This window comes from Streptosporangium amethystogenes, assembly GCF_000721075.1.
In the GTDB taxonomy this organism is placed as follows: domain Bacteria; phylum Actinomycetota; class Actinomycetes; order Streptosporangiales; family Streptosporangiaceae; genus Streptosporangium; species Streptosporangium amethystogenes.
Map to the genome: position 1 here is coordinate 1 of NZ_JOEQ01000028.1, position 19,319 is coordinate 19,319.

General features: G+C 69.4%; 24 protein-coding genes. 10 read left to right on the plus strand and 14 right to left on the minus strand.

All coding sequences use genetic code 11. From position 1 onward, the window contains the following. Window positions 1-339 precede the first annotated feature (339 nt). Together IG98_RS48175 and IG98_RS0131490 are read left to right on the plus strand one after the other, a co-directional pair. Complete coding sequence (locus IG98_RS48175) at window positions 340-750, plus strand: hypothetical protein (RefSeq protein WP_211264179.1); 411 nt, start codon at window positions 340-342, stop codon at window positions 748-750. Continuing rightward, complete coding sequence (locus tag IG98_RS0131490; RefSeq protein ID WP_051753222.1) at window positions 747-1,913, plus strand: YbfB/YjiJ family MFS transporter; 1,167 nt, start codon at window positions 747-749, stop codon at window positions 1,911-1,913. The genes IG98_RS48175 and IG98_RS0131490 overlap by 4 nt, the downstream gene beginning before the upstream one ends. A 337-nt stretch (window positions 1,914-2,250) precedes the next feature. Here the strand turns inward: IG98_RS0131490 and IG98_RS0131495 are convergent, their stop codons facing one another. Further along, the gene (locus IG98_RS0131495) at window positions 2,251-2,802 is read right to left on the minus strand and encodes a YciI family protein (RefSeq protein ID WP_245651805.1); all 552 of its coding nucleotides are present in this window, start codon (window positions 2,800-2,802) and stop codon (window positions 2,251-2,253) included. A gap of 249 nt (window positions 2,803-3,051) precedes the next feature. Then, on the minus strand, window positions 3,052-3,870 hold the full coding sequence (locus tag IG98_RS0131500) for a TetR/AcrR family transcriptional regulator (RefSeq protein ID WP_030920455.1): 819 nt from the start codon (window positions 3,868-3,870) through the stop codon (window positions 3,052-3,054). A gap of 86 nt (window positions 3,871-3,956) precedes the next feature. Here IG98_RS0131500 and IG98_RS0131505 point away from each other — a divergent pair, with 86 nt between their 5' ends. The 3 genes from IG98_RS0131505 to IG98_RS0131515 all read left to right on the plus strand — a co-directional run bounded on the left by IG98_RS0131505 (window position 3,957) and on the right by IG98_RS0131515 (window position 6,850). After that, on the plus strand, window positions 3,957-4,901 hold the full coding sequence (locus IG98_RS0131505; RefSeq protein WP_030920458.1) for a daunorubicin resistance protein DrrA family ABC transporter ATP-binding protein: 945 nt from the start codon (window positions 3,957-3,959) through the stop codon (window positions 4,899-4,901). After that, window positions 4,898-5,719 carry an ABC transporter permease gene (locus IG98_RS0131510; protein ID WP_030920460.1) on the plus strand — a complete coding sequence of 274 codons (822 nt, stop codon included), beginning with the start codon at window positions 4,898-4,900 and terminating at the stop codon, window positions 5,717-5,719. Before IG98_RS0131505 ends, IG98_RS0131510 begins: the two co-directional genes overlap by 4 nt. Before the next feature lie 192 nt (window positions 5,720-5,911). Further along, window positions 5,912-6,850 carry an EamA family transporter gene (locus IG98_RS0131515; protein WP_030920463.1) on the plus strand — a complete coding sequence of 313 codons (939 nt, stop codon included), beginning with the start codon at window positions 5,912-5,914 and terminating at the stop codon, window positions 6,848-6,850. 52 nt (window positions 6,851-6,902) lie between these two features. Here IG98_RS0131515 and IG98_RS54415 read toward each other — a convergent pair whose 3' ends face one another. From IG98_RS54415 to IG98_RS0131545, 6 genes are all read right to left on the minus strand, one after another. After that, window positions 6,903-7,025 carry a hypothetical protein gene (locus IG98_RS54415; protein WP_281178554.1) on the minus strand — a complete coding sequence of 41 codons (123 nt, stop codon included), beginning with the start codon at window positions 7,023-7,025 and terminating at the stop codon, window positions 6,903-6,905. 141 nt (window positions 7,026-7,166) lie between these two features. After that, window positions 7,167-7,415 (minus strand): hypothetical protein, encoded by a 249-nt coding sequence (locus tag IG98_RS51025; RefSeq protein ID WP_157594622.1) that lies wholly within the window; start codon window positions 7,413-7,415, stop codon window positions 7,167-7,169. A 55-nt stretch (window positions 7,416-7,470) separates the two neighbouring features. Continuing rightward, window positions 7,471-7,809 carry an SbtR family transcriptional regulator gene (locus IG98_RS0131525; protein WP_211264181.1) on the minus strand — a complete coding sequence of 113 codons (339 nt, stop codon included), beginning with the start codon at window positions 7,807-7,809 and terminating at the stop codon, window positions 7,471-7,473. A gap of 200 nt (window positions 7,810-8,009) precedes the next feature. Continuing rightward, complete coding sequence (locus tag IG98_RS54935; RefSeq protein ID WP_157594623.1) at window positions 8,010-9,155, minus strand: GNAT family N-acetyltransferase; 1,146 nt, start codon at window positions 9,153-9,155, stop codon at window positions 8,010-8,012. Next, window positions 9,152-10,183, minus strand: a complete 1,032-nt coding sequence (gene arsB / locus IG98_RS0131540; RefSeq protein ID WP_051753235.1) for an ACR3 family arsenite efflux transporter — start codon at window positions 10,181-10,183, stop codon at window positions 9,152-9,154. The genes IG98_RS54935 and arsB overlap by 4 nt, the downstream gene beginning before the upstream one ends. A gap of 65 nt (window positions 10,184-10,248) precedes the next feature. Beyond that, complete coding sequence (locus IG98_RS0131545; protein ID WP_030920472.1) at window positions 10,249-10,632, minus strand: ArsR/SmtB family transcription factor; 384 nt, start codon at window positions 10,630-10,632, stop codon at window positions 10,249-10,251. 117 nt (window positions 10,633-10,749) lie between these two features. On the opposite strand from IG98_RS0131545, the gene IG98_RS0131550 reads away from it, so the two are divergent. Continuing rightward, window positions 10,750-11,235 carry an ArsI/CadI family heavy metal resistance metalloenzyme gene (locus IG98_RS0131550; RefSeq protein ID WP_030920474.1) on the plus strand — a complete coding sequence of 162 codons (486 nt, stop codon included), beginning with the start codon at window positions 10,750-10,752 and terminating at the stop codon, window positions 11,233-11,235. A 119-nt stretch (window positions 11,236-11,354) separates the two neighbouring features. Here IG98_RS0131550 and IG98_RS0131555 read toward each other — a convergent pair whose 3' ends face one another. After that, complete coding sequence (locus IG98_RS0131555; protein WP_030920476.1) at window positions 11,355-11,807, minus strand: MarR family winged helix-turn-helix transcriptional regulator; 453 nt, start codon at window positions 11,805-11,807, stop codon at window positions 11,355-11,357. A 108-nt stretch (window positions 11,808-11,915) separates the two neighbouring features. Between IG98_RS0131555 and IG98_RS0131560 the strand changes: the two genes are divergently transcribed. Then, a complete protein-coding gene (locus IG98_RS0131560) occupies window positions 11,916-12,758 on the plus strand; it encodes an alpha/beta fold hydrolase (RefSeq protein ID WP_030920480.1) in 843 nt (280 codons plus the stop codon). A gap of 82 nt (window positions 12,759-12,840) precedes the next feature. Here IG98_RS0131560 and IG98_RS0131565 read toward each other — a convergent pair whose 3' ends face one another. The 3 genes from IG98_RS0131565 to IG98_RS0131575 all read right to left on the minus strand — a co-directional run bounded on the left by IG98_RS0131565 (window position 12,841) and on the right by IG98_RS0131575 (window position 14,390). Further along, on the minus strand, window positions 12,841-13,152 hold the full coding sequence (locus tag IG98_RS0131565) for a transcriptional regulator (protein ID WP_030920483.1): 312 nt from the start codon (window positions 13,150-13,152) through the stop codon (window positions 12,841-12,843). Then, window positions 13,149-13,601 (minus strand): hypothetical protein, encoded by a 453-nt coding sequence (locus tag IG98_RS0131570; RefSeq protein ID WP_030920487.1) that lies wholly within the window; start codon window positions 13,599-13,601, stop codon window positions 13,149-13,151. Before IG98_RS0131570 ends, IG98_RS0131565 begins: the two co-directional genes overlap by 4 nt. A gap of 189 nt (window positions 13,602-13,790) precedes the next feature. Beyond that, entirely contained in the window at window positions 13,791-14,390 is a 600-nt protein-coding gene (locus IG98_RS0131575) for a TetR/AcrR family transcriptional regulator (RefSeq protein WP_030920490.1), read from the minus strand. A gap of 302 nt (window positions 14,391-14,692) precedes the next feature. Here IG98_RS0131575 and IG98_RS0131580 point away from each other — a divergent pair, with 302 nt between their 5' ends. Beyond that, a complete protein-coding gene (locus IG98_RS0131580) occupies window positions 14,693-15,385 on the plus strand; it encodes an alpha/beta fold hydrolase (RefSeq protein ID WP_037971754.1) in 693 nt (230 codons plus the stop codon). A 252-nt stretch (window positions 15,386-15,637) separates the two neighbouring features. Here the strand turns inward: IG98_RS0131580 and IG98_RS0131585 are convergent, their stop codons facing one another. Continuing rightward, on the minus strand, window positions 15,638-16,774 hold the full coding sequence (locus IG98_RS0131585; RefSeq protein ID WP_030920498.1) for an epoxide hydrolase family protein: 1,137 nt from the start codon (window positions 16,772-16,774) through the stop codon (window positions 15,638-15,640). Window positions 16,775-16,837: 63 nt separating this feature from the next. Here IG98_RS0131585 and IG98_RS0131590 point away from each other — a divergent pair, with 63 nt between their 5' ends. After that, window positions 16,838-17,839, plus strand: coding sequence for a helix-turn-helix transcriptional regulator (locus tag IG98_RS0131590; protein WP_051753223.1), 1,002 nt, complete (start codon window positions 16,838-16,840; stop codon window positions 17,837-17,839). A 142-nt stretch (window positions 17,840-17,981) separates the two neighbouring features. Here the strand turns inward: IG98_RS0131590 and IG98_RS0131595 are convergent, their stop codons facing one another. Continuing rightward, window positions 17,982-18,458: a DUF6194 family protein gene (locus IG98_RS0131595; RefSeq protein ID WP_030920504.1), complete on the minus strand. Its 477-nt coding sequence runs from the start codon at window positions 18,456-18,458 to the stop codon at window positions 17,982-17,984. An 87-nt stretch (window positions 18,459-18,545) separates the two neighbouring features. On the opposite strand from IG98_RS0131595, the gene IG98_RS0131600 reads away from it, so the two are divergent. Then, window positions 18,546-19,274, plus strand: a complete 729-nt coding sequence (locus tag IG98_RS0131600; protein ID WP_051753236.1) for a MerR family transcriptional regulator — start codon at window positions 18,546-18,548, stop codon at window positions 19,272-19,274. Window positions 19,275-19,319: the final 45 nt, after the last annotated feature.

Below are 19,319 nucleotides of genomic sequence, written 5' to 3' on the forward strand. Positions count from 1 at the left end.
CTTCTCTTCGAACATGGGCAAGATCCTGCCAGGGGCACACGGGCGACGAGGACCAGTTCGACTTCAACCCGGTGAACCTATGCGGTCACGGCACTAGCGTCAGAGATCGTACCGATCGGTTCGACCTTTGGAGCCTTCGATGACAGATCCGCTTGCCGCCGACCCGCCGCGCGACCCGGACTTTCCGGCCACCACACCCGCCGGCCTTCGACAGCGGCGGCGCGACCCTGCTGGGGGTGCTGCACATGCCGGCCGGCCGGGGGCCGCATCCGGTCGTCGTGCTCCCGCACGGGTTCCCGGGGAACGAGCGCAACTTCGATCTTGCGCAGGTGCTGCGCCGTGCGGGCTACGCGTCGTTGGTGTTCCACGTTCGACTTCGGTACGGTGTCGGCGCTCTGCCGGGCCGAACCGAGTCACCGCGCAGCCTGTGTCAAGGCGTTCGCCGGTGAGCTGGGCCCTCTTCGAGGCACCAGCGGGGAGGCGCTGGTCGCCGAGATGGAGGCGGCCGGCGAATCGTGGCGGCTGGCCGGGATCGCGCCGCTGCTGGCGGACCGTCCGGTGCTCCTCATCGGCACAAGCCTCGACACCGTCACCCCCTACGACGTGCATCACGAACCGGTTGTCACGGCCTACCGGGCGCAGCCCGTCACGCACCTCGAACACCACGTCTTCCCCACCGACCACGCGTTGTCGGACCACCGCGTGACACTGGCACGTACGATCCTGGACTTCCTGGCGCGGCACCTTTGAGGGCGGCACAGTGGCAGGCGCTGCGGCTGGCCTTGGGCACCGCTTCGGCACTGGGACTCGCGCGGTTCGCATACGGGCTGCTCATCCCGGCCATGCGTGACGACCTTGGCTGGAGCCTGGCCGAAGCCGGAGTGATGAGCGCCGCCAACGGGCTCGGCTACCTCGTCGGCGCGCTGGTGACGCCCGTTGTCCAGCGCCGACTCGGCACCGCCGCCACCTTCCGCTGGGGAATGGTCCTTACCGCGGTGACGCTGGCCGCCACCGCGGTCGGTGGTGACTATCTGGCGCTGCTGACCGCGCGGGCCGCCGCCGGGGTGGCGGGGGCGTTGGTGTTCGTCACCGGCGGGGTGATCGCGGCGCGCCTCGCCACCGGTATGTCCTCCAGCACGCCGATCGTCGTCTACTTCGCCGGCACCGGACTGGGCATCGTATTCAGTGGCGCGATCATCCCGGCACTGGGAGATCGCTGGCAACTCGCCTGGGCCGGTCTCAGCGCCGCGGCCGGTCTGGCGGCGCTGGCCAGTTGGTCCGCCGCACGCACCGATGAGGAGGAAGACGCTCCGGCCGACGCCGCCCGGCGAGCAGGGGTGCGCCCGCTGTGGCGGACGGCCCTGGCCTACGTGCTGTTCGCCGCCGGCTACATCACGTACATCACCTTCCTGTCCGCCTACCTCGTGGACCGGCACGCCCCGGTCGCGCAGGTGACGCTCACCTGGACGGTGCTGGGGCTGGCCGTCGCGGCGGCGCCCGCCCTGTGGAGCCGTCCCATCACCCGCTGGCCCGGCGGCAGAGCCCTCACCGTGTTGCTCGCCCTCCTCGCCGGCGCAGCGGCACTCGCCTTGGTGTCCTCGGCGCCGCCGGTCGTTCTCACCTCCGCGGTCGCCTACGGGGCGACGTTCATGAGCGTGCCCGCCGCCGTCACCGCACTCATCAAGGCGAACACGCCGCCCGCGGACTGGACGGCCACGCTGGCGGCCTTCACCGTCCTGTTCGCGGCCGGTCAGACCGCCGGGCCGTGGCTCGCAGGGCTCCTTGCCGATCGCTTTTCTACCGACGCCACCTTGGCCTGGACCGCGATCCTGTGTGCTGCTGCGGCGCTGATCACGAGCCGTTCGCGCCCGTCCGCGGCGCCCCGACCGAGTGTGATCAAGACGGATGCCTGACGGGGGATCCGCTCATTCGCCCACATCGCCGTTGACACGTACCGGTCGGCGCAAACGTAGTCGAGCTCGTGCGACCGGCGCCGCCGCGAGCCCATGTCCGCCGCGTTAGGGCACCGACGGCAGCCGCCGCATTCAGTATGTTGCCGGCCGTTGGGCCACCTCAGCGGCGCGATCATGTTGGTGTGCGCGGTGAGGGTGGAGGCCTGGGGGTTGCGCTCGTGTCGAGACTGGATGGCGACCACCGGCATCCATGTCAAAGCCCGCCGAGCCCCCCTCGGGGCCCGGCGGGCTCGCACTCGGTGTCATGTACGACCATCACCATCTGGGCGTCCCCGGGTCATGACGGTCGCCCGCCGAACTGCCAGTTGTGCACCTCGATGTCGGCGTACCGGTCCGGGGTCAGGATGGCGCGCGCCGTGTCCGGGTCCGGCGCCTGGATCAGCGCCGCCGTGCCCAGCCAGGTGGCGCCGTTGTCGGACAACAGCGGCCCGTAGGCGATCAGCGCGTCCCGGTCGGGCGGCACGGTGAGGTCGGTGGCCTGCCCCGTGCCGAGGCCGAGCACCAGGTACCGGTTGCCACCGGTCCGGCCGCCGGGGAAGTCCCACATGGTGCGCCCCAGCGTGTTGCGCCACCGCCGCAGCAGCACGTCTCGGTACGCGCCGGCCTGGTAATTCGGCTCGTCGAAGGCGAACGCGCGGGCGGCGACGGAATCGGGCAGGTCGACGATGTGCACGCTGCCGGTGGGCGTGTCGCCGGCGAGGGTCGGGCCCCGGGCGATCATCTCCTTCGCGTACTGGTCCATATAGGACCAATGCTCTTCCAGTAGTTCATCGCGCAGCGCTGCGGAGCCGGGCCGGTCACGGTGATAGCAGAAGAACTCCATGACCATAGTCTTCACCCACCAACGGATCACTTCGCGCAAGTCGTCCAGGAAACGGTTGATTCCGGGACGACCGCCGCCGATGTTCTTCCTCGGCAACACGGACTGGAATGTCAGTTTTCGAAGTCGTGTGCACGGATGTCCTGGGCTTTCGGGGATCTATGCAGAGGACTGTGAAGCGCCGGCCTGTCCGTAGTTCTCTGCGCTACGGGCCGCCGCTACGCCTTTTCGGTGGGCATTCAGGCATGGCTTGTGCGTCTATTTCGCCCTTGATGACCTCTCGGAGGGTTGACTATGAGTCTGCCCTGACCCGTCCTGCTCTTCCCGCCCCTCTCGGTGCGCCGACATCAAAGACTCGGCCGTTGATGGAAGGGCCGTGGCGATGCAGTCGAGGATGCGCTGGAGTCCGTACCGGAACTGGTCGTCGCGACTCAGGTGCGGCTGGCGCGCCTCCATCACGATCTTGGTGAAGATCGGGTACTCCCCGCTCTTCACCAGCCGGTCGACGTACGGGTAGCTCCGCGCCATCCACTCCGACTCGCTGAGCCCGCTGCGGCGGAATTCCTTGGCCGAGCTGATCTCCTCGCGGACGGTGCCCTCGATGTAGCTGTTCAGCATGGCCATGAGGCTGAGGTTCTCGTCGATGGAGACGAAGACGTCGAGCACTCCCATCAGCCGTTCGATCAAGAGCAGCTGGTTGGGGCCGAAGCTGGGGAGTGACCGCTGCACGGTGGCGATCCACGGGTGCCTCAGCCACATGGCCCGCAGCCCGTCGGCGTAGCGGGTCAGGTCGGCGCGCCAGTCGCCCGAGGGCATGCCCGTGACGTCGATCTCGCCCATCAGCCGGTCGGCCATGAGCTCGACCAGGTTGTCGCGGCTCGGGACGTACCGGTAGAGGGACATCGCGCCGGCGCCGATCTCGGCGGCGATCCGCCGCATGGTGGCGGCCTCCAGCCCCTCGGCGTCGGCGATCCGGACGGCCGCCTCGGTGATCTGCGCGCGGCTGTAGGCCGGCTTAGGCCCGCGGGCGGGGCGCTCGGGCCGCATCCAGATGTTCACGTATTCGGCGTCGGTCACCGGCCCCACCTCCTAGTTGCGTACATAGTACCCAGTAGTTTAACCTGCCTCCACAACCGCGTACGACGTACCCATTAGGAGGAATCATGGCGGATCCGATCGTGGTCGCCGAGGGGCTGCACAAGTCCTTCGGCGACACCCACGCGCTGCGGGGGCTGGACCTGAGCGTTCCGAGAGGAACGGTCTGCGGTGTGCTGGGGCCCAACGGCGCGGGGAAGACCACCGCGGTGCGCATCCTGGCGACCCTGTCCGATCCCGATGCCGGGCACGCCCGCATCGCCGGATACGACGTCGTCCGCGAGGCCGGCAAGGTGCGCGCCAGGATCGGGCTCGCGGGTCAGTCCGCCGCCGTGGACGAGAAGCTCACCGGCCGCGGCAACCTGCGCATGTTCGGGCGCCTCTCCCACCTGTCCCGGCGCGAGGCGCACCGGCGGGCCGACGAGCTGCTCGACCGCTTCGGTCTGATGGACGCCGCCGATCGCCAGGTCGCCGGCTACTCCGGCGGCATGCGGCGCCGCCTCGACCTGATCACCTGTCTCATCCTGCGCCCCGAGGTGCTCTTCCTGGACGAGCCGACCACCGGCCTGGACCCGCGCAGCCGCGGCGAGATCTGGGACAGCGTCCGCGAGCTGGTGGCGGACGGCACCACGGTGCTGCTCACCACCCAGTATCTGGACGAGGCCGACCAGCTGGCCGACGACATCGCCGTCATCGACCACGGGCAGGTGGTCGCCACCGGCACTCCCGACGAGCTGAAGGCCACGATCGGGGACCGCCTCGACGTCGTGGTCGAAGACCCCGCCGCGCTGCGTCCGGCGGCGACCGTACTGAACGCCCTGACCGGGACCGATCCCACGATGACGGGCGCCGACCGGCTCAGCGTCGCCCTGCCCGGCGGTGGCCTGCGGCTCGCCGACATCGTGCGCGAGCTCGATCGCGCCGAGGTCGCCGCGGCCGATGTGAGGCTGCGCCGCCCCACCCTCGACGAGGTGTTCCTGCGTCTCACCGACCGTAAGGAGTCCGTACGATGATCACCTCCACCCCACCGCTGGCCCACCGCCTGCGCTGGACGTTCGCCGACGGGCTGACCCTGGTCGGCCGCGAGCTGGGACGGCTGCGCCAGGAGCCCGGCGAACTCATCGGCGCGCTGGTCTTCCCGGCCATCATGGTGGTGCTGTTCGGGTACGTCTTCGGCAGCGCGATCCAGGTGCCGGACGGCGGCGACTACCGCGAGTACCTCATGCCCGGCCTGTTCGCGATGGTGACCTTCTCCGCGGTGATGGGGGTCATGACGCGGGTGGCCACCGACGCCTCCCGCGGTGTGATGGACCGGTTCCGCTCCATGCCGATGGCGCGCTTGGCGGTGCCGTTCGGGCAGACCGGCGCCGACCTGCTGACCGGCCTGCTGATGCTGGCCATCATGGTGGGCGCGGGCCTGCTGGTGGGCTGGCAGCCGCACCGCGGCCTGATCCCCACGGCCCAGGCGTTCCTGCTGATGATCGTGCTGCGGTACGCGCTGAGCTGGGTGGGCGTCTATGTGGGCCTGGCGGTGAAGAACGACCAGGTCGCCGACACGATGGTGCCGCTGTTCCTGCCGTTCACGATGCTGTCGAACGCGTTCGTCCCGACCGGCGGCATGCCGGGCTGGCTGCGCTTCCTGGCCGACTGGAACCCGGTGAGCGCGCTCACCGCCGTCTCACGGGAGCTGTTCGGCAACCCGGGCGCCCCGTCCGGAAACGTGGCCTGGCCACTCGCGCATCCGGTGGCCGCCGTCCTGCTCTGGTCGGCCGCGCTGCTGGTGATCTTCGTCCCGTTGTCGCTCCGCGCCTACATGCGCAGAGGACGCTGAACGCTCCAGGCATCTGCAGCTTCTTGACCAAACGGAAGCCGACCGCCTGTCGCCGTGGTGAACGGCCGGCCCCCGCGCCACCGTCGTCTGCCGTCAGCGATCATGCGAAGAGCTTTATCTCATTGCGCCAGGGACGCCGGACATGTCAGCGTCAAGCCCGCTGGATGGTAATTACGACACAGGTGGTGTGGGATGAGGCATACGGGGCTCGTGCTCGCGTTCGTGTCCTCGTGGTGTTTCGCGTTCTCGGGGCCGATGGCCAAATACCTCATCACCGCCGGGCTGACACCGATCGAGGCGGTGTGGACGCGGATGGCGGGGGCGGGGCTCTTACTGGTGGCCGCGCTGGCTGTGATCAGGCCGCGGGCGTTGCGGATCCCCCGCTCCAGATTGTCGTTCTTCGGGCTGTATGCGGTCATGGCGGTGGCCGGGGTGCAGTCGCTCTACTTCGTCGCGATCACCCGGCTGCCGGTGGGAATCGCGTTGCTGCTGGTGTGCATGGCGCCGGTGATGGTGGTGGCGTGGGTGCGGCTTGTACGAAAGGTACGGCTTGCGCGGGCCGCGTACGTCGGGGCGGTCGTCGCGGTCGTGGGCCTCGGTATCGTCGTCGAGGTCTGGCAGGAGGTACGGCTGGACGCGCTGGGCCTGCTGCTGGGGTTGCTGGCCGGGGCATGCTCTGCCGGATATTTCCTGATGAACGATAGCTTTGGCGACGATGTGGACCCGCTTGGGCTCATCGCCTGGGGGATGACGGGGGCGGCCGTGGTGCTGATCCCGTTCGCCCGCCCCTGGGACATCCTGTGGGACGCCTTCATGGTCTCCGCGACGCCCGCCGCGGGTGGTGGCCGGATGTTGCCGGTGCTGGTGGCGTACCTGTGGATGGTGCTGGTCGCGACCGTGGCCGCGTACATCCTGGGGGTGAACGCCGTGCGGCGGCTCTCGGCCGCCGTGGGCGCCACCGTGGCGTCGCTGGAGGTCATCGGCGGTGCGATCGTGGCCTGGGGGCTGGTCGGTGAGACGCTCGGCGCGTTCCAGATCGTGGGCGGGCTGATCGTGTTGTCCGGCGCCCTGCTCGCCCAGACCGCCACCGGCTCCGCCCTTGCCGTTTCAGATCCGGGCACCGGTCCTTGAACCGGTCGAACCTCGGCGCGGCGACCCCTTCGGCGGTTCGACGGAAACGAGGCTAACGCGGGCTGGGCTCGGCCGCGGGCGCGTCGCCGTGTTCGGCCCACCGGGGAGCGGCCTCCTCGATCGTGCGGAGGTGCCGGGCGGGGGAGAGCGCGACGGGCAGTGTCGAGAGTGCCATCAGCGCCGTTCCGGCGATCGCCGCGGTGTACGAGACTGATCAGCAGGGAGCGGCCGTACCCGTGGCGCGCCGTCAACCGGGCACTGGACATGCTGCCGAGGAAGGCGCCCGCTCCGCCGCAGGTCACGATGAGACCGAGGATCATCCAGCAGGAGCGGAACGACGAACGCGGATTGGTGTCACATCTGTTGACACCCTGGGTCTGAGCAGATCAGCCTTGCGGCGTGGACTCTGACGGCGTACGTCGGCCATGTCCAGGGCGGCGACCTCGCCGATGCGCAGGCCCGCGCGGTGGGGCGGCAGTGTGATCACCGCGTCCCGGGTGGAGGCGTTCTTCTCCACCTCGCGCAGATAGCGGCGCTCGTCCGGCGCCCTGGCGCGGTACGCCACCGGGCGTGTTCGCGCCGCGCGGGGGGTGACGGCCAGGGCGGTGCGGGCGTGGAGGTCATCGACGGCCGCCGGGCCGGATGGCGCTCAGTCCGTCCAGGGTGAGGTCGAGGAGGTGTTCGGCCTGCTCGCGCTGTTCGGGTTTTCCCGAGGCGAGGGCGATGCCGGTGAGGCCGGCGAACATGTCGGTCGCGCCGATGTCCGGCCGGATGGTGCCGGCTTCGACACCGGCGTCCAGGAGTGAGGTCAGGGCGGCCAGCATCATGCCGTGGCTTTGGGCGTAGGGGTTGACGCCTGATTCGACGAGGGCTCGCAGGGCGTCGGCCATGCCCAGTTTGGCGGTCGCGTAGTCGATGAAGCGGCCCATCCAGGCGCGCAGCGCTTCGCGCGGCTCCATCGTGGCCAGCAGGTCGGGAGCGGCGTCGCACAGCCTGGCCAGCTCGTTGCGGTAGGCGGCCTCGATGAGGATCTCCCGGGTCGGGAAGTTCCGGTGCGATGTTCTCTGTCGGCGGTACCGGGCTTCGGCCCCGGGACCCGCCCGCCGGTTTCGGCGTCCGGGGTCGGGCCCCGGACCTGCGGGCGGACCTGGGCGTGGTGTCAGGAGATGACCGGGCTGCGGCGCTCGATCAGCACGACGTCACGCCAGACGCCGTGATGGCGGCCGATCCGCTCCTGGGTGCCGATCACCCGGAACCCGGCGCGCGCATGCAGCGCGAGGCTGGCGGTGTTCTCGGGGAAGATCCCAGACTGGATCGTCCAGATTCCGGCGGCCTCGGTGGAGGCGATCAGAGCCGCGAGCAGCGCGGAGCCGACACCGTGGCCTCGGGCGGCGGGGTGAACGTAGACCGAGTGCTCCACCACACCGGCGTAGGCGCACCGGTTGGAGACCACGGCCGCCGCGACCCAGCCCAGCACCCGGCCGCCGTCGGTGTCGACGGCGACGTGCCGGTGGGCGGGCAGTTTGGCCGCCTCGAAGCGCTCCCAGTCCGGGGTGGTGGTTTCGAAGGTGGCCTGGCCTTCGTCGATGCCGATCTGGTAAATGGCCAGCACCTGGGCGGCATGCTCAGGGGTCATGGCCGTGATGCGCGGCCTCTCGGCGGGGACCAGCTCGGCGAGCAGCCCGCGGACGCGGGCGTCGATCTCGTCACGGACAAGGCGTACCAGCTCGATGCCCTGGCCGGCCGGGTCGGCCAGTTGCCAGTCCTCATAGCGCTTGCCGGGGAAGATCGGGCATGCGTCCCCGCAGCCCATGGTGATGACCACGTCGGCGGCCTGGACGGCCTCGGTGGTGAGCGGCTTGGGGAACTCGCGGGTCACGTCCAGGCCGAGTTCGTCCATGACCGTGATGACAGCCGGGTTGATGGAGCCGGCGGGGGCGGATCCGGCCGAGCGGACGGTGACGCGTCCGGCGGCGTGGTGCTCCAGCAGGGCGGCGGCCATCTGGGAGCGTCCGGCGTTGTGCACGCAGACGAACAACACCTCGGGTACGTCGGACACGAAGGCTCCTTGAACGAGGGCGGCGGCCCGCAGCCGGTCAGCGGCGAAACGGGCGGCCAGGGTGGGCAGGTGGGTGTGGACGCGGGCGCTGCGGATCATCAGGCCACATGAATCGTGCACCGGCTCGGCGATGGTCTCGGGTGCGGAATTCCCGGTGTGGCGATCGGCCGGCTCGTCGGCGGCGCGATCCAAGACGGCGCGGGGCCGGGCCGGTCGAAGGGCAGGGGCATGGAAACCTCCGATCAAACAGGGAGGGGGTGAGGGCGGGTGAGGCGGCGACGCAGGGCGAGGGAGAGGTAGACCAGCGCGAGGAGGACGGGTACCTCGATCAGCGGGCCGACCACCCCGGCCAGGGCCTGGCCGGAGGTGACGCCGAAGGTGGCGATCGCGACCGCGATGGCGAGTTCGAAGTTGTTGCCCGCCGCGGTGAAGGCCAGCGTCGCCGTCCGCTCATATCCCAGGCCGGCCAGATGGCCCAGGGCGAAGGCGCCGGCCCACATGACGGCGAAGTAGACCAGCAGCGGCAGCGCGATCCGGGCGACGTCGCCGGGCCTGGAGGTGACCGCGTCGCCTTGCAGGGCGAACAGGATGACGATGGTGAACAGCAGCCCCCACAGCGCGGCGGGGCCGATCTTGGGCAGGAACCGGGTCTCGTACCAGGTGCGGCCCTTGGTCTTCTCTCCGAGGCGGCGGGTGAGGTATCCCGCGACCAGGGGGATGCCCAGGAAGATCAGCACGGAGCGGGCGATGCCCCACATCGAGACGTCCAACGTCGTGGTGGGCAGGCCGAGCCGGCCCGGCAGCAGGTCGAGGTAGAACCAGCCGAGCAGAGCGAAGGCGACGACCTGGAAGGCGCTGTTGAGCGCGACCAGGACGGCGGCGGCCTCCCGGTCGCCGCAGGCCAGGTCGTTCCAGATGATGACCATGGCGATGCAGCGGGCCAGCCCGACGATGATCAGCCCGGTGCGGTAGGCGGGCAGGTCGGCCAGGAAGAGCCAGGCGAGGGCGAACATGAGCGCGGGGCCGGCCACCCAGTTCAGCACCAGGGAGGAGACCAGCAGCCGCCGGTCGCCGGTCACCGTCTCCAGTCGGTCGTAGCGGACCTTGGCCAGCACCGGATACATCATCACCAGCAGGCCGAGCGCGATCGGCAGCGAGATGCCGTCGACCTGAACGGCGTCCAGTGCGGCGCCCAGGCCAGGGATCGCCCGGCCCGTCGCCAGCCCGGCGGCCATCGCGGCGGCGATCCAGACCGGCAGCAACCGGTCCAGCATCGACAACCGCCCCGGTGTCGGCGCCGCTTCGGCCGCCTGCGCGGACGGTGCCTGCGCGGTGCCGCTCACGTCATCGCCGTGACGCGCGGCCCCAGAATCGCCGACAGCCGCGCCAGCACGCCCGGGTTCACCCAGTAGTAGACCCACGTGCCGCGCCGCTCGCAGTCGATCAGCCCGGCCTGGCGCAACACCTTCAGGTGGTGGCTGATGGTCGGCCCGGTGACCTCGAAGGCGCCGGTCAGGTCGCACACGCACGCCTCGCCGCCCTCGTGGCAGGCGATCAGCGACAGCAAACGCAGCCGTACCGGGTCGGCGATCGCCTTGAACAACGGCGCCAGTTCCTCGGCCTCGGCCGCGTTCAGCGGCTCGCAGACCAGCGGCGCGCAGCACGCCTGCCCGGCCTGGTCGGTCCCGGCGAGGTCCACGATCGGTGACACTTGTTTCGACATACTTCTAAGTTGACAGAGATCTAACCAGCGTGCAAGCTGAGGCCGGATCGCTGATTCGGTGTTTATCGAAACAATGTGGCCGCCATCCCGGCGTCCGTCCATTGAAGGAGGACTCGTATGTCCCGTGTTCAGCTCGCCCTTCGCGTCTCCGACCTGGAAGGCTCGATCGCCTTCTACTCCAAGCTGTTCGGTGTCGAGCCCGCCAAGCGTCGCCCCGGCTACGCCAACTTCGCCATCACCGAGCCCCCGCTGAAGCTGGTGCTCCTGGAAGGCGAGGCCGGCCACGACACCCGCCTGGACCACCTCGGCGTCGAAGTGACCGACACCGCCCAGGTCACCGCGGCCACCCGGCGGCTGAAGGACGCCGGGCTGGCCACCTTCGAGGAGAACGACACCTCCTGCTGTTACGCCCTGCAGGACAAGGTGTGGGTGACCGGTCCCGGCGCCGAGCCGTGGGAGGTGTACGTGGTCAAGGCCGACGCCGACGTCCTGGGCAGGTCCGCCACCGCCCAGGACCCGGCGGTGCCCTGCGCCTGCGGCTCGGACGAGGGCCGGGCCCCCGGCCGGCCGGTCGGCGCCGCGGCGAACACCGGCTGCTGCTGACGACCTGCGGAAGACAACCCCGGGCCCGCCATGCCTGGGCGAAGAACCCGCTTGCGTGATCTACATATCCAAGGGGATCGCGCCCGGTGCGGAAGCAGCCTGGTGCGTCGAGGTGGAAGCTAACCGCGCAGGCGGGTGAGTGCCTGCGGGGTCAGATGTCGAGCGAGCTCCTCCAGGAGGACGGTTATCCTGGCGACCGCCTGCGGGTCGGTGGAGCCCAGAGCGGTCGCCAGTGCGGCGTCGATGGAGGTCGACCTGACCGCCTCCACCCTGTCGGAGAGCTCGGGTGCGGGCTGGATGAGGAGCCGACGGCGGTCGCGGGGATCGGGATCGGCGACGACGGCGCCTGCCTCGCGGAGCCGGGCCACCGCACCCGACACGGCGCTTTGCGGCAGGCCGGTCCGGGCGGCGATCTCCCCGATCGCGCTTCCCGGATATGCCCGCACGTCGCTGACCACGATCAGGACCGTCCGGACACTGGCCGGCTGGTCACCGATGCCCTCGGTGGGCAGCGCCTCTTCGCCGATCTTCATCAAGGTCCGGCCCAGCAGGAACAGTTCGACTCCGTTCATGTGATCCAGGATACATCAAACTAGATGCATTATTATTGATGCATCTAGTTTGTTGCTTTACGGTGGATCTCGAAGGGGACGCCAAGGCCCCCTGTGAAAGGAATCGAGATGGACACCACTGTGATCACCGACCTGCTGCGCGTGCCTGGCGCCACGATCTACTACGAAGTGCGCGGAAGTGGACCGATGCTGGTGATCTCCCAGAGCGGTGAAGGCGACGCGGGGCGCAGCGCCGACCTGGCCGGCAGGCTCACGGGTGACTACACGGTGGTGACCTACGACCGCCGCGGCCTGTCCCGCAGCAGGCTGGAGACCCCCGGGCAAGAGGTGACACTGGCCGAGCACGCCGAGGACGTCCACCATCTGCTCGCCGCGCTCACCGACGAACCGGCCCTGATGCTCGGCTGCAGCCTCGGTGCCGTCATCGGCATGCATCTGGCCGCCCGCCATCCCCACCAGATCAGCACACTGGTGGCGCACGAGCCGGTCGCGCCTCGACTGCTGCCCGCCGCCGAACGCGCACGACACCAGCAGGAACTGGCCGAAATTCAGCACATCTACCGCCGCGACGGGCTGGGGGTGGCCCTGAAGGTCATCGCCGAGGTCTTGGGCATCAACCCCGCCGACCCCGATGTCGAACGCGACCTGACCCCGCAGCCGATGACCGCGCAGCGGATCGCCAACTTCGGTTTCTTCATCGAGCACGACTTCACCGCCGTCATCGCCGACACCCCGCCGATGGCCGCGCTGAAGGATACGACCACCCGCATCATCCCCGCCGTCGGCCGCATCACCCCGCGAGACGTCTTCGACTACCGCTGCGCCCAGGAACTGGCCGACCTGCTCGGCACCCAGATCGCCGAGTTTCCCGGCGGCCACAACGGCAACACCACCCACCCGCGCGCCTACGCATCCCGTCTGCGCGAAATCCTGCAGACTCCGACGAGCTGAGACGGGGCCGATCAACTCGTTCGCGACACACCCCCAAGATCGCTAAGTTGTGGTGTCGGGTGAGGTCTGCGTCAGTAGATCGTCACTCCTGTGCTTCTCCGACGATGGCACGCAGGGCCGCGACATGCGCGCGGTACGCCGCACGGCCGGCCTTGGTGAGCGAGAGCCAGACGCGCTGCCGGGTATCGCGTACGGCCTTGGTCTGCAGCACGTATCCGGCGTCCATCAGCACGCTGACATGCTTGCTCAGCACCGAGTCGCTGACCCCCAGCCGCTCGCGCACCAGGCCGAACTCGACCTGCTCCGCCGACTCCAGCAGCGCGCATATCCGCAGCCGGTTCGGTGCGTGGATCGTGGCGTCGAAACCGTCCTGGGCCTTGTCGGTGACCTTCATGCCGAGGTCCGCGCCCGCCGGTTGCGGAAGAGGCCGTATCCGACCGTCCAGCATCCGCCCACCATGGCCGCGACCACCCAGAGCCAGTTCCAGCCCCATGTGGTGTCGAGGATCTCGCTGGCGATCCAGAGCGCGGCCAGTGGTGTCACGAGAACCAGCTGCTGGCCGAGTGTGAGCTGCCGCGGCGCGATCCCGGACCGACTGACCTGCTTGTTGTAGAAGCGCTCGGTCACCACGTAGCCCGCTATCACCCCCGCCACGGCCAACAGTGTCAGCTCAGGGGCCATGTTGATCTGGAACAGCATGAGGCCGGCCACCAGCAGGCCGAGGGCGGGGAAGAACCACGCTGGGACCGGGCTGTACCCGGCGGCACGGGCCTGCTGGGCCGCCTCCAGGGCGGCGGCGGCCTCGGTCGGGGAGGGGCGCTCGAAGCTTTCGTTTGTTTCCATACCAGAAACAGTCACCCAGACTTTCCGAGTTGTCAACACTAGACTTTCCGTCACGGAAACAGAATGGATCGTGATCACGTAGCAGGTGATGCCGGCGGGAGGTCGGACCGTGCTCGCTTGGGAGCGGCCGGACATCGGCATTCGGCGTAGGTCCGGGGCCGGGCCACCGCAGACCTCCGGTCCGGTGCGTCAGTCCTGGGGGCCGGTGCGGGTGGCGGCGGACAGCAGGATGAGCGCGGCCTGGCGGGCGGCCTCGCCCGCGCCGACCGTGTCATGATTCGCGGCGACGACGGTCGCCCCCTCGACCAGCATGAGCAACTGCCGTCCCAGGGTGGGCGGATCGACGGCTCCGGCACGGCCGGCGATGCCGGTCAGAAGCTCAAGGTAGCGGTCCAGGTGACGCGCGGTGATGGTGCGCACGGCGTCGACGTGATGCTGGGCGGCCGCGTTCAGCATCGCGCAGCCACGGAAGACCGGCTCGTCGTACCACCGCTGCAGGGCGTCGAACACCGCGGCGAGTTGGTCATCGGGGGCGTCTCCGGCGGCTGAGGCGGCTGCGACCAGCCAGGTCGTCACCCGCTCGCTGCGCGCTCGCAGCACGGCTTCCACGAGGCCGTCCTTGGTGCCGAAGTGCCGGTAGAGCGTTTCCTTGGACACCCCGATGCGGGCGCACAGTTCGGCGACACCGATGCCGTCGAGCCCGCGTTCGTACAGCACCCGGGTGGCCGCTTCGAGGATGGCCGCTCGGGTGCGCTCCGGATCGATCGTCGAGCCTTTGGGAACTGGCATGCCACAGATCGTACCGGTCGGTTCGTTCTGCTGTTAACATCCAACTTCGTACCGATCGGTTCGATCATCGGAGTGCCGTGCCACACCTTTTCGCCTCATGGCGCACCCGGAACGTCTCGAACGCGCGCAACGATTCGAGGCCCCCCTGGCGTGGACCGCGATCCGGCCCGCCGCGGCGCACCGCTGAGACGCGCGCCTGACACCGGCGCCCCCTACACAAAGACCGCACATGCGGTCGACGTTCTTTCCGGCGACGCCTCACGGGCCACCAGACACGAATCCGACAAGAGGAGAGAAAGATCATGAGCAACTTCGTGCTCACCCCGGGGATGTGCCACGGCGGCTGGTGCTTCGAGGAACTCACCGGCGAGCTTCGCGCGCGGGGGCACGCCGTCTACCCACTGACGCTGACCGGGCTCAGCGAGCGCAGCCATCTGCTGCACGGCGGGGTGAACCTCGACACGCACATCCAGGACGTGACCGGTGTGCTGGCCGCCGAGAACATCCAGGATGCGGTGCTGGTCGGCCACAGCTACGGAGGGATGGTGATCACTGGTGTCGCCGACCGCGCACCCGAACGGGTGGATGCCCTGGTGTACCTGGACGCCATGGTGCCGGGGCCCGGCGACTCCTCCTGGACCCTCGTCTCCGACCAGGAGCGGCGATGGTACATGGACGTGGTGGAGACCGGCTACGCGGTGCGGCCGCTGCCCTTCTTCGACCCGCGGGCCACGCCCCACCCACTGGCCTCGCTGCTCCAGCCGCTCCAGCTCACCGGCGACCTCGCGCACATCCGCCGCAGGGACTACGTGTACGCCGCGAAATGGGATGGCCAGTCCCCGTTCACTCCCGTCTACCAGCGGTTGCGTGAAGACCTCTCGTGGCGGACGTACGCGCTGGACGGCGGGCACAACCTCATGCGGGACGTGCCGCAGGACCTGTTGAAGATCCTGCTCCAGGTCGTTGACCCCGCTGATGGCGAGGATGCAGGGTGACGCGCGCGGGCTGGGCGGGTGGCCTGGAGCGTTCGATGGCGTGATTTCGGGAAAGTCGGTTCGCCCTGGAGGTCCTGCCTTGGAGGCCCTGTCCTGGGGCACTGCTCTGCCCGGCCGGAAGGTGTGATGCGGGGGCCGAGCCGGTAGTGGCCCTGCCCCCGCACAAAGATGGTCAGGACGGGCCACGGCGGCAGATCGAAGAGATCCTTCGGCATGGCTCCTCGTTCCGTTCGATGTCAGGCGGACCTGAGGTCAGCGAACCAGCCGGAAGAACGCGCGGATATCGGTGACCAGCAGGTCCGGTGCCTCCATCGCGGCGAAGTGGCCGCCCCGGTCGAACTCCGACCAGTGCACGACGTTGTGTTCGCGCTCGGCGATCCGCCGGACCCCGGCGTCGCCGGGGAAGACGGCGACGCCGTGCGGCAGCGCCGAGTACTCGGCCACCGCCCCCCACCTCTTCTGCCCCTCCTTGTAGAGGCGGGCAGACGAGGCGGCGGTCCCGGTGAACCAGTAGATGCTCACGTCGGTGAGCATCTGGTCGATGTCCACCGCGCCCTCGGGCAGCTCGTGGGCCGGGTCGGTCCACTCCTTGAACTTCTCCACGATCCAGGCCAGCTGCGCCGCGGGCGAGTCGTGCAGCCCGAACGCGAGGGTCTGCGGCCGGGTCGCCTGGATCATCGCGTAGCCGGCCCGGTCCTGGTCCTGGTACTGGCCGAGGCGGGTGAGTTCCGCCTGGGTCAGCCCCTCGAACTCGGCCGGATCGCCAGTCGGGAACCCGAGCGCGCCGTTGACATGCACGCCGACGACGTTCTGGGGCGCGGCGCGGCCGAGCATCGGCGAGATGACCGAGCCGCTGTCGCCGCCCTGCGCGCCGTATCGCTGGTAGCCGAGCCGGTCCATCAGCTCCGGCCATGCCCGCGCGACCCGCTGCAGGTCCCAGCCGGTCTCGGTGGTGGGGCCGGAGAAACCGAACCCGGGGATCGACGGGGCGACGATGTGGAACGCGTCGGACCGGTCACCACCGTGTGCCGCCGGGTCGGTGAGCGGTCCGATGACCTTCATGAACTCGGCGACCGAGCCAGGCCAGCCGTGCGTGAGGATCAGCGGCAGCGCGTCGGGTTCGGGCGAGCGGACGTGCAGGAAGTGGATGTTCTGGCCGTCGATCTCGGTGGTGAACTGCGGATACTCATTGAGCGCCGCCTCCTGTTTCCGCCAGTCGTACGCCGTCCGCCAGTACTCGGCCAGCTCCTTCGCGTACGAGGACGGGACGCCGTACGACCAGCCGGTGCCGGGCAGCTCGTCCGGCCAGCGGGTGCGGGCCAGACGTTCGCGGAGGTCGTCCAGGTCGGCCTGCGGGATATCGATGCGGAACGGGGTGATTTTCGCCATGTCCAAGACGTTAGAAGCCGGTTAGGACAGACCCGGTCCTAGGATGCGGGCAAGGTGGAAAGCATGTTGGAGACCTCGGCTCGACTTCTCAGATTGCTGTCCCTCCTGCAGACCCACCGGGACTGGTCCGGCGCGGAGCTCGCGGAGCGGCTCGGCATCACGATGCGGACCGTACGGCGGGATGTGGACCGGCTGCGGGAACTGGGTTATCCCGTGCACGCCACAGCAGGCACGCCGGGCTACCGGCTGGGCGCCGGGTCCGACCTGCCCCCGCTACTGCTCGACGACGACGAGGCGGTCGCGGTCGCGGTGGGGCTGAGGACGGCCGCCGGGGGCACGGTCGCCGGAATCGAGGAGACATCCGTACGGGCGCTCACGAAGCTCGAACGAGTGCTGCCCTCACGGCTGCGGCATCGCGTTCACGCGCTGCAGTCGATGACCGTGCCCATGACGGGGGCCGCGGCGCCGGTGGACCCCGAGGTACTGACCGCCATCGCCGCGGCCTGTCGAGATCATGAGGGACTGCGGTTCGACTACCGGTCGCACGAGGGTCAGGAGAGCCGCCGTTCAGCCGAGCCCCATCGGCTCGTGCATTCGGGGCGCCGCTGGTATCTCGTGGGCTGGGACGTCGGCAAGGAGGACTGGCGAACCTATCGGGTCGACCGGCTGCGCCTGAGGACGCCGAACGGGCCCCGCTTCCTCCCTCGGGACCCGCCTGACGAGGACCTCGCCGCCTACATGTCCCGGGCGATCTCCAGTGCTCCGTACCGCTATCAGGCGCGCTTCACCATGCACGCCCCGGCGGAGGTGGTGACCGGGCACATGCCGCCGACGATGGGGACGGTGGAGCCTGTCGACGCGGAGACCTGCGTCCTCCTGTGCGGTGCGAACAACCTCGACGAGATCATCGTGTGGGTCGCCCTGATGGACATCGGGTTCGAGGTCCATGAACCGCCGGAGCTGATCGAGCGGATCGGCGTCATGGCCGACCGTCTCCGGGCGGCATCAGGAACCACGGCCAAGGGCCTCGGCGGGGTGGACGACTTCGGTCGCCCGCTCGGCTGAGAGGCCGGCGGGCGTCGCAGACCGTGTGTAGGGTGAAACGGCGCCACCCGGCGGCCTTCTCCGAGACCATGTCGAACAAGGTGGCCGACAGGCCGATGGCCTTGACCTGTCCCAGCTCCACGATCTTCAGAGCCGCCTCATGTCAGCGCGCCGTGGATTCAGCGCGTCGCTCATAACGCGAGCGTGCGAGGCGATGGGCCGTACACAGCAGCTCACGGGTTGCCGCTCCAGTACGCGAGCCCGGGTTCACCACCGCCAGCCAGCCGACGGTGCCGTAGACGGGGTGCGCGATCACGGTGTCGGCGGCGCCGGGGTCGACCTCGGTGGTGGCTGATTCGCGTGGCGCGTGACCGGTCCACCGGACGAATGCCTCTTTTCCGGCGGAGATGTTCACGCGGAAGGTGTCCGGCCGGTCCAGGCGCGACGCCTCGTCACCGGGGTAGTCCTTGGTCACGACCGTCGCGAAGGGCTGGGTCGTCGTCGGGGTGACGCCATCGGGTGCGTAGTAGAAGAACGCGTCGCCCCAGCTGGTCTCCGGCGAGCCGTCGCCAGGTGCCGGCCTGAGGGTCAGGACGCCGTCGAGGCCGTCGATGAAGCTGATGATCTCGTCTATGGTCATGTGCTCCAGCGTCACATTAAAGTGCTTGTGGAGGCTTTGGGGCTGAGGGTGAGGGTCTTCAGGGTGTCAGGTCTCAAATCGCGGGACATGCGTACCGTCGACGTCGCGCGGCGTGCCGGGTACTCCGTCCAACAGGTGCGCAATCTCGAACGCGACGGTGTGCTGCCGTCGGCGACGCGCACGGCTACGGGCTACCGGATCTATGGAGAGATACATCTGCAGTCCGCGTTGGCCTACCGGGCCCTCGCGGCAGGCGCGGGTCCGATCGAGGCCAAGAAGATCGTTCGGGCCGTCCACCGCCTTCCTGCCTCGCAGGTGCTCGCCCTGCTCGACGCGGCGCATGCCCGGCTCGACGCGGAGCGCACGGAACTGAGGCACGCCGAGGAGGCCGCCCGGGCGATCTCCAGTGAGCCGCTCGAAGACGTGCGCGCATCGGACTCGATGGGCGTCTCCGAACTCGCCTCCGCTCTCGGCGTGCGCCCTTCGACGTTGCGGCACTGGGATGCCGAGGATCTTGTCGTCCCTGACCGCGACCCCGCGCGAGGAACGCGACGATACACACCCGACCAAGTGCGGGACGCACGGATCGTTCATCAACTCCGCAGGGCCGGTTACCGCATCGCACCCCTTCGGGCCCTCATACCGGAGCTACGGCGCGCCCGCCGATTGGCGGATGTCGCCTCCGCGCTGGCCACCAGAGACGTCGGCATCGCAGCTCGCTCCAGAGCCCTCCTCGACGGTGCCGCCGCACTCAGTGCCGTGCTCTCGCTCGCCACCTCAGCACCCCGCGACCCCACCGACGCGAAACCCGGGTAGGTACCCCAAGCCCCCGGGAGACCGGCGAGACGCATCGGCACAGGG